Source organism: Mycoplasmopsis sturni DSM 22021 (genome assembly GCF_000701485.1).
GTDB classification, from domain to species: domain Bacteria; phylum Bacillota_I; class Bacilli_A; order Mycoplasmatales; family Metamycoplasmataceae; genus Mycoplasmopsis; species Mycoplasmopsis sturni.
The window spans coordinates 301,142-311,026 of the sequence record NZ_KL370785.1; the positions used below are offsets into that span (position 1 = coordinate 301,142).

The 9,885-nt window shown below is 31.4% G+C and carries 6 protein-coding genes; all 6 read right to left on the reverse strand.

Translation table 4 applies throughout. From position 1 onward, the window contains the following. Nucleotides 1-20: 20 nt before the first annotated feature. Nucleotides 21-1,424 (reverse strand): hypothetical protein, encoded by a 1,404-nt coding sequence (locus Q349_RS02750; RefSeq protein ID WP_036464839.1) that lies wholly within the window; start codon nt 1,422-1,424, stop codon nt 21-23. Between the two features lies 1 nt (nt 1,425). Further along, nucleotides 1,426-2,940 (reverse strand): ABC transporter ATP-binding protein, encoded by a 1,515-nt coding sequence (locus tag Q349_RS02755; RefSeq protein WP_408633460.1) that lies wholly within the window; start codon nt 2,938-2,940, stop codon nt 1,426-1,428. Then, nucleotides 2,855-4,042, reverse strand: coding sequence for an ABC transporter ATP-binding protein (locus Q349_RS02760; protein ID WP_051616790.1), 1,188 nt, complete (start codon nt 4,040-4,042; stop codon nt 2,855-2,857). Before Q349_RS02760 ends, Q349_RS02755 begins: the two co-directional genes overlap by 86 nt. A gap of 7 nt (nt 4,043-4,049) precedes the next feature. Continuing rightward, the gene (locus Q349_RS02765) at nt 4,050-5,042 is read right to left on the reverse strand and encodes an ABC transporter permease (RefSeq protein WP_036465035.1); all 993 of its coding nucleotides are present in this window, start codon (nt 5,040-5,042) and stop codon (nt 4,050-4,052) included. A gap of 71 nt (nt 5,043-5,113) precedes the next feature. Next, complete coding sequence (locus Q349_RS02770; RefSeq protein ID WP_036464841.1) at nt 5,114-6,181, reverse strand: ABC transporter permease; 1,068 nt, start codon at nt 6,179-6,181, stop codon at nt 5,114-5,116. Continuing rightward, nucleotides 6,182-9,883 carry a periplasmic substrate-binding domain-containing protein gene (locus Q349_RS03325; protein ID WP_051616792.1) on the reverse strand — a complete coding sequence of 1,234 codons (3,702 nt, stop codon included), beginning with the start codon at nt 9,881-9,883 and terminating at the stop codon, nt 6,182-6,184. It abuts the gene before it with no gap. Nucleotides 9,884-9,885 lie beyond the last annotated feature (2 nt).

Consider the following 9,885-nt stretch of genomic DNA (forward strand, 5'->3'; position numbering starts at 1 on the left):
GGTGTATTTTTTCTTTATTATTAAAGAATTTGTTCTGCATATCATTTTAAGAACTTGAGTCCAAAACCAAAAGAAAGAGGAATTTTAGAATTAATTGTTGTAATGTTTCTTTGAACTGTTTTGTTCAGAATATCAAAGATAGTATTTTGATCTTTAATATCCATATGAGGACCATCAAGAATATCCAAGATATTCTCAGCAAAAAGTTTTTCATCAAGAACTTTATCTATTGTAAATAATAATTGTGAAACATTATTCATTAAATATTTAGTAGTTGCTGATTTTTCTTTATCTCTAATAGCTAATTTGAATACATATGAACCAACGTTAGTGGTACGATCAAAGAAAAAGGTGTAAAACTCATTAATAACTTGTGTTCTTAAATCTAAAATTTGATTTAATAAAGTAATTTCATCTTGAGTAAGCCCCTCACGAGATACAACTGGTGCACTATAGCTTACTGGAATGGTCTTAAATTCTACTTTGGCATGAGTGTTACCTGATTCATCAACACTTTCGCTAACTTGGTAAACTTTAGTAAAAATATTTCAAGTAAGTTGTTCTTTCTTATCTTCAGAGAATTTCGCTTCTTCAGCAGGATTTACTGGAACTTTAGCAAAGAATTGATCAAGAATATCTAAATAAGGAGCGCTTCCTTTGACAGGTTGTAAAATAGGTTGAGCTTCCTCTTTTACAATATTAAGAGCTGTTAAAGCAGCAATAAAAGCATCCTTAACTTTTTTGCTTTCTTCAGTTTCTTGATAGTTTTCTTGATTATAAACTACTAATGATTTTGCGTATTTATCAAATAATTTAAATGATTCAGGAACCTTTAGTTGATACACTTGATCTTTATATAAAAAGTAATTTGAGAATTGAGAAACTTTTTCTTTTAGTTTTGCAAGATTTTCTTCATTTAATTGTTCTTCGCTTACTAATGGAGCTAAAGCAATAATGGCTTCTGAAAAGTTTCCTGATTGTTCAACCATTGAGTCAGCTTTTTCTTTTAATTTTGCATCAGTAGAAATTTTGATTAAAGCACTAGCATATTCATCAAATTGTTTTTGATATTCTTTAATTTTTTCTTCACTAAATTCTGTAGGGGCTACAACACTTTTAAATGATTTTAATTGTTCTGAAAGTTGAGTAAAGGTGGAAGTTCAATTAACTTCAGGTTGAGCCGTTTCTTGATTTTCATTTTCATCTTCTACTGTTTTTAAACGATCCATATACTGACTTGGTACGGTTAAAATTTGGGTAACTAATTCATTATTTTTAACTGACTCTGAGTATTGAAATTCTTTTTTAAGATTATCTTGTTGAGAGTTTTTTTCTTCTTGGGTTGTACATGATGCTAAAGTAGCAATAGCAGCAATACCTAAAGGAGCACCAACTAATGAAAAGATTTTTTTAAGTTTTTTCATCTTAATAAATTCCTTTCTTTCAGTTTTCAACTTCTTTTGGTGTTCCTAAAACGAAGTGATCATCATTAATTTTTACTCATTCTGGTTGGTTTTGAGCATCATATTTATGCATTGCAGGATTATAAACATAACCAATTAAACTTCCTTTGTTTGAGTCAATTGAAGGAACCGCATCAAGAAGTGATTTTGTATATGGGTGTAAAGAGTGATTAATGATTTCTTCTGTTTTACCAATTTCAAGTAAAGTACCTTTATTCATAACTGCAATCCGGTCAGAAATATATTCAACCATACGTAAATCGTGGGCAATAAATAAAATGGTAAGGTTAAGTTTTTCTTTTAATTCATTAAAAATATTAACAACCTGAGCTTGGATCGAAACGTCTAAAGCTGAAATAGGTTCATCAGCTACAAGAAGTTGTGGACGGAGAACAACTGAACGTGAAATCCCAATTCTTTGTTGTTGTCCCCCTGAAAACTCAAGTGGATAACGTCTAAGAACACTATTATCAAGCCCAACACTTTTAAGAACATCTCTTACAAGCGCTTTTTTACACTCACGTTCTGATTTTTGACCTTCTTGATCTCTAAATTCTTTTTCTTTACTTAAAAACGCAACTGCTTCTTCTTGGTTATGAGATTTTAATTTATCAAGAAATTCTTCATAAACAGCTTGGTATCCTTCTTCATTTAATTTACCAATTTTGCTAAAAAGATAATCATAATACTTTTTAGTAAAAACTGTTTTTTTAGCCTCTTGATCAATTAATTTATACGTTTCGATAATGCTATTTTGCTCAATATTGTACATATAAATAATACGAGCATTTTTAGTATTTTCAAGACCTTCTGAAACAACAGATTCAACGTTAATATGTGGATTTAAAGAGTTGGCAGGGTCTTGGAAAATCATTTGCACTTTATTAACCATAAAGTTTTCAAGTTTTTTGTACTCTTCAAGTTTTTTTCCAAATTTTAACCCTCTTTTAAGTTGTTTTTGAGGCAGGGTTTGATCTAAAAGTTTAATTTGACCATATGAATATGGAATTAATCCAACTAAGGCTTTTCCAGTGGTTGACTTACCTGAACCAGATTCACCAACAAGCCCAAGAACTTCACCTTTATAAATATTTAAACTTAAATCCTTAATAGCACGGAATGCTTTAGAACCTGAACCATATGTAACATCGACATTTCTTAAAGATGCTAAAACTTCTTGTCCAGGCTGGGGACGCAACATTTCTTCAGTTCCTTTTAATAAGTAACGAACTGAAGAGTCATTAAGAAAACCATATTTCTTATTATGATTAATAAAAACGGTATTTCCTAGTTGGTCGGTACCAAAATATGGATTATCCGAATTGACAGTAATTTGCGCATTTGCTACGTGATGACCAAATGGATGGTTCACTTTAAAATTTGAACTTGTTTTATTTTTCTTTTCCATGTTCTTTTGCAAATTCCTTTCATAATTTTTGGATAAGTTTTGGTGGTTCATATTTTGGTGCTCTCTCATCTAAAAGAGATGATTTAACACGATGGGTTTCAGAAACTCAGTAAAAATCAGGTTCTTGTACAAAGTCAATATCAAGGGCATAGTCGTTTCTAACCGCAAAAGCATCTCCAACAATATTATTAAGCGATGAAGGAACGCTTCCACGAATAGTTGCTAAACGATCTCCTTTGTTAACATCAGGCATACTTTGAATAAGTCCTCATGTATAAGGGTGTTGAGGATTTTTAAGAATTTCATCTCTTGTTCCTTCTTCGATAATTTGTCCAGCATACATAATTGAAATGTAATCACTAATTGAGGCAACAACCCCAAGGTCGTGGGTAATAAAGACAATTGAAAGTTTAAATTCTTTTTGTAATTCTTTAATAACATCCAGAACAAGTGCTTGAACAGTAGGGTCAAGTGCTGTTGTAGGTTCATCCATGACCAACACTTTTGGTTTTAAAGCTACAATAGCGGCAATAACTACCCGTTGAATCATCCCCCCTGACATTTCATGAGGATAAAGCTTCATAACTGCTTCAGGGTCATTAATTTTGGTTTTTCTTAAAAACTCAATAGCTCTATCATATGCTTCTTTTTTAGTTTTGACAACTTTATTTAAAAGCATACCTTCCATAATTTGTGGCCCAACTTTCATTGTTGGGTTAAGTGTTGACATTGGGTTTTGGAAAACTGCCGAAACAACTCTTCCACGGTATTTTGAACGTTCTCAATCTCTAAGGGTGAAAGTTTCAACATTATTATTATAAAGTTTTACTTCACCAGAATCAATCACTGCATTATCCCCTGTTAGTCCATATAAAAGGGAAGTAAGCACTGATTTACCTGAACCAGATTCACCAATAATTGAGTGAACTTTACCTTCATAAATTTGAATCGACGGTCCACGAAGAACTTTATTTTTTTCTCCTGGACGTGATGGATTTAAGAAACTAAGGTGTAAATCATTAATTTCAGCGGCGATTCTTAATTTGGTTCCATCTTTGAATTCTTTATAAGTTGCCTTTTGATAAAACTTATCCCAGTCAAATCCTTTTCCTTTTTCAAATGAAACATTACTTTGAGTCTTTTTTGGTTTGAATTTTCTTTTAAAAAGCATGTTTCTCCTATCTTTGTCTTCTTAATGCATCTTGTACACTAGCACCAATAAGTTGAACACTAGTAGTAATAAGAACTAAAATACTTGCTGGTACAAATACGTATCTTAAGTAAGTTGGGAAGACTTTTTGACCATCTGAAATAAGGTTTCCAAGTGTAGCAGTATTGTCGATGTTAAGACCAATGAAAGCAAGTGATGTTTCAGAAAGAATAACACCAGGAATGCTAAATACAAGTTGGGTAATTAAAATCGGAATAATAACTGGAACATAGTTTTTAAGGATTTTTCAAGTTGGTGTTCCAAGAACTCTTGAAGCTGCAACTCATTCAAAGTTTCTTGCTCTTTTTACTTGTGCCCGAATTTGGTTTGCCATTCCTGTTCATGAAGTAAATGAAAGGGCAAAAACAATAACTCAGAAACTAGGGTTAATAATAACAGTCATTAAAATTAAAATCAAAATAGTTGGCACAACAGAAATAACTTTAATTACAAAAGTCATGACCCTATCAAAGTAATCAAATTGACCCATGCTAATTCCAATTGTTAGGCCAATAGCTACTTCAATAATGGTAGTAGTGATTGCTAATAAAATAGAATATCTAAGTCCTCATCAAAGTCTTGCTCATAAATCACGACCAAGAGCATCTGTTCCTAAAATATGGAAAACTCCATTTGAATCAGTTTGATTAAAAGTTAAGTTTCTATTTGTAACATCAATTAAGTTCGGATCTAAAGTTGTAAAAGGAATGATTAAAGCAAGTAAAAATAGAACAACTAAAATTCAGAATCCAAAAACACCTCCGGTATTTCTACCAAAACGATTAGCAAACTCTTTAAATGGTTTGGTTTCGGCTCCTAAGTGTTGACTTTCGTTGTATTCAAAGGCGTTACCAATCATTTTTCATGCTTGGTAATTTAATGGTTGTAAGATTGGGTGAGGCGCTAAATCTTTAGTAGCTTCATTAACAGGCCCTAACGAAGTATCTTGTTTTGCACGCATTTTTGCAATTTGGGCATTAGCAGAAGATTTAATACGACTTCATAATGATTCTTGTGATTTATTTTGTTTCATTATTTACCTCTTCTACGGATTCTTGGGTCGATTGCTTCATAAAGAATGTCCCGTGTTGCGTATGATAATATAGTTAAAATTGCAAAAATGATAATTAAGAACAAGATAACGTTATAGTCTTTGGTTTGAATTGCTTGAAGCAAGGTTGCTCCAGATCCAGAAATAAAGAAGATTTGTTCGATAAAGATACTTCCTAAGAACGAACTAAAGATAACAGCTGGAAAGAATGTAGCAATTGGGAAAAGCGAAGGTTTAAGTGCGTGTTTTCAAACAAAACGGTTTTTTGACACCCCTTTAAGATAAGCGAATTTAGCATGCACTGAATTAAGCTCACGGTTAAGTTCTGTTCTAATATATTTAACATAAACAATAATACTTCCAAGCGAAAGCGCAAGTCCAGGCAAAATATATGTTAATAAATTTTTAGAGTCAAAAATATATGGTAAGTTGATTAAACGCCCTAAAAATACAAGGACAAGGGCAAAGATAATTGAAGGAACTGATGAGAAAATTGAAATAATCACCGTTGAAGCATTATCAATAAATTTTCCCGGGTTTTTTCCAACTCAAATTCCAAGTGGGATTCCGATTACAACGGTTAAAACAACACTAAAGATCCCAACATAAAATGAATTTAAGAAACGGTATCCAATTCAATCTGAGATTGCTTTCCCAGGGAAAAGCGATAACGAAACTCCGAAGTTAAAGTGGAATAATCCCACTAAATATCTTCCGAATCTTTCTAAAATTGGTAAGTTTAAACCGTATTTTTCTTCAATGGCTTTTCTTGCGGCCTCATCAAGTCCTGCAGTAATTGAGTTTGAACCAGGTACGGCATTAATTAAGAAGAAAGTAATAGCAATAACTAAAAATCCAATTACAAAAAACTCAAAGAAAATTTTAAATAATTTTCAAAAAGCTCTAATTACCGGTGAATCTACAGCAGTAAGTTTTTGAAAGAATTTCAGTTCGGTTAATCTTTTATTTGAAAAAGATACAACATTTCCTTGGTTAAGGTTATACAGCCTATCTCTACCTGAGTCACTAACATTAACTGTTTGTTTCATCTATCCTCCTATCTTTTTAGGTAACCCTGGTCTTGGTGGGTTAGTAATGTCATATGCATATTGAAGTGAGAATGTAAATAAACTCTCAACTCCACCAATTTTGGTAATTTCTCAGTTGGTATCAACTTCCATAAGCGGAACTAGTGGAGAACCATCACGAACAACTTTTTCAAGTAAAGCAATCATTTGGTAAATTTGATCGGTGTTGTTTCAACCTTGAGCAAATTCACTGTCTGTAAAGTTTCCAGTAAAGAATGCATTTAATCTATCTGTATATTCAGTAATGGTTTCTGAAGAAGATTCCTTAGTTGATTCATTGAATTTAAATTTGTAGTTTTTAAATGATAATTCTACAAATTTTCTTCAGTGCATAAGTTCACGCATTTTGTAATCAAGTAAGTATGAAGTTCTAACTTCATTATCATTATTTGCTAAAAGAGCATCATCTTCAATAGCTCTCATTTGGTTAACGTCTTTAAGGGCATTAATGTTTTCAATAAATTTTGTTTTTTGATCTTCACTAAGGTTTTTTAATTGAGAAATAACTGTAGTAAAGTAATTTCTAGCATCATCAATATCAGGATAAGGTGGAATGAATCCTCGTAATCTTGAAATAGTTTGGTAATTTGCTAGAGCAATTTTATCAGCAAAAGTAAATTGCACTTCTTTTTGAGCAAATGGATCAATTCATTTACTTTCAGGTGTTAAAGTTACACTAATTTCTTGTTCTTGTTGGTTTGAATTTACTACTTTGTCAGTTCAACTTAAGGTATTTATTTCACTAAGACTTGGATCGTTAAATGGTGTTAAACTTCAGTAGTAGAACAAGTAAATATCAGCTAACTTAGCTTCTCTTTGAGTAAGCAAGTTAGGAATACTCATGTTTTCACCAAGAGTTTTAATATAGCTAATCGCTGCATACTCTAATAAAGTTGAAGCGAATTCTTGATTTTGAGCTAACTCTTTTTCAAGTTCACTATTAGTTAATTTTTCTTTTAATAAAGCAGTAAAGTTTTTAAGCTGTCCTATTACAAATTCTGCAACAGTAGAAGGTGTATTAATTTCACTTACTACAAGAGGCCCTTTGTCTTGTTTAGTTTTAAAGACATCATTTTCTTTTAATATTTGCCCAGCTAAATCAGTATATTTTTTAAGCATTGCTGAAGCACTTTGTTGTTTCATGGTTGGTAAAAGTAAGTTAGTAATATATTTAGAATAAACTCATGAACCAACTGGATTATTTTTAAATCCAATACTTTTTTGACTAAGAGCATTAAGTTCATCGGTATTAAAGAATACAGCCACATAATCTTGAGCAGAGTTTCCACCTAATTTATCATAGTTTTGATAAATAATGTCATATTTACCTTGTTCAATAAATGAAGCGAAGGTATTTTCAGGTAAACTCTTGATTTCAACATTAACAAAGTCCTTTGAAATAGTCTGAAGAGTATTTTGTAAATATTGACCTGCTTTTCTTTGTTCATCAGTTGAGTTATTTAAGAATTTTAAAGTTATATTTTTAAGGTTTGGATATTTTGCTTTAAAACGATTTAAATAAAATTCAGCAGTTTTTGGAGCATAAAGTTGGTCATCACGTTGTGTTTTTTCAAATTGATATGATTTTGAAAGGTGAACTGAGTAATCATAGTTTTGTAATGGGTATAAAATACCATTTTTAGCTTCCACTTCTTGGCCATCAAAAAACATTTCTATGTTTACCCCTGTTGGGTTTTTATATTGACCAAAAGCGGTTCATGTATTAACAGGGAATGAGAAATCTCATCCTACAATTCTTAATAAAGCATCACGGTTAACTGAGTAATAAATGAAGTTTCTTAAATCTTCATCTTGTAGGTATCCGCTTCCATTACTTTGATCATCTAAGTTAAAACCAAAAGCAATAGTTCCGTATCCATTATTTTTATGAAGATATTTCTTCAACTCTTTATCTGATCAGTATTTTAAGATTCTATTTGCTGGAATATATGTTTGTGAAATATATCCATCTTCAAAGAAAGTAGCATTAATTGTTTTATCAGTTGAGAAAAGAATTTTGATTTTATTTGAAATGGTATTAGCCGCATCAAAGTAGTCTTCATTTTTAGTCAAAGTAATGAATCCTTGTGGACCAAGCACAACATCTTCCTGAGGATTTTCAATTTTGAAAGGTCCAGTAGTTAAAAATAATTTTGCATCATTTCCGTAAGTATCAATTCCTTGCGCTACTGTTTCAACATATTTTCTATTAATTGGATATAAATTATTAACAACACGGAACATTAAATAACTAATATCAGGTGTTTTGTTTTCATCAAAAATAATGCTAAAGCTATTTTCGTTTTGCGCTAAAGTAGGGATTTTTGATTGATAAGTTTTTTCATCTACTTTTTGATATGGGTTAGCATAAATGTTTTGAATAAAGTATAAGTTCGTATTTAAAGCAACTTGTTTTTTGTAATCTTTCAATTCATTAGCAGACATTTTTGAAGTATCTGCATTTAATAAAGCATTTAATTTCGAAATAACTTTAGGGTCAGTATAAACACGTCCATTAACTACTTCTGTTACATATTTAGCAGGTTGTTCATTTGGATCTTTTTGTTCTTGAGCACGTTGCTTTTCTTTTTCTTCGCGTTCTTTTTCTTCTTGTGATTTGTTTGCTTCAATTTCATCTAAAGTAGATTGTTTGGTTTCCCTAAAAGTTTGACCTGTAATGTTTTCTTCATTTAAAGCAATTTTAAAGTTTGGATGTTGTTTTTTATATTCCATTAACTCTTCATTAGAGTGATCTAATGTGAGTTGTCCTGTATAGAACCCAAAAGATAAGGCTGCTTTTTTAATTCTGTCAACTTCTTCTTGATCTTTATATCCGATAATTTTTTCATTTTTATCATCATAAATTGGGAATTGTGGGGTTCATGGTTCAAAGAATGGATCTTGAATTCAACTACCATCTAAAAGCTGCACGTAATTGTGTCTTCCTCATGGATTTTTGTATGCAATGTTGTATTTAGCAACATAGTCTTTTTGGGCATTAACAAATTCAGCTGAACCGGCAATCCCTCATTTTAAGATCTCATCAAGTTTTTGAGATCCTGTATTAATATCCAAAATATATTCTAAGTAATCACGAATATCTTGTGCAGTAATTGAATCCCCATTTGATCAAACATTATTTCTACCAGAGTTTAATTTTCCGGTAAATGCAGAAATATTATTAGCGTTTTTAGGGTTAGCAAAAAAGAACATAGATGCTTGAGCAGCCCCTCCGGTTCCACTTGGAATCCCAAGACCACCAAGCAACCCTCAATTATCCACGGTATAGAAACTTCCATCAATACCATAACTACCGGTTTCTAATGTTTTAGATGCTGATAATCCATTGTAGACTAAATCAAAATTTGATGAAACAACATTACCGTTACTTACCACAGCTAATCTAAAAGAGCTTGTAGGAATTAAAGTTTTAAGGTTAGATGATGGTCCACTTTTAGTATAACCAACCACAAGTGATGGTAAAACTCTGTCAACAGATTTATATTTAACATAGTTTAAGTTATTAATTGGATCAGTTGCCAAACCAAAATCATAGTTTTTGACATTTTCTTCTTGAACACAACTAAGCGCAGCTAGCGAAAGTGCTGGTGTTAACAAAGCACCAGAAAACAATAATTTTTTAGCTAGTTTTAATTTTTTCACAC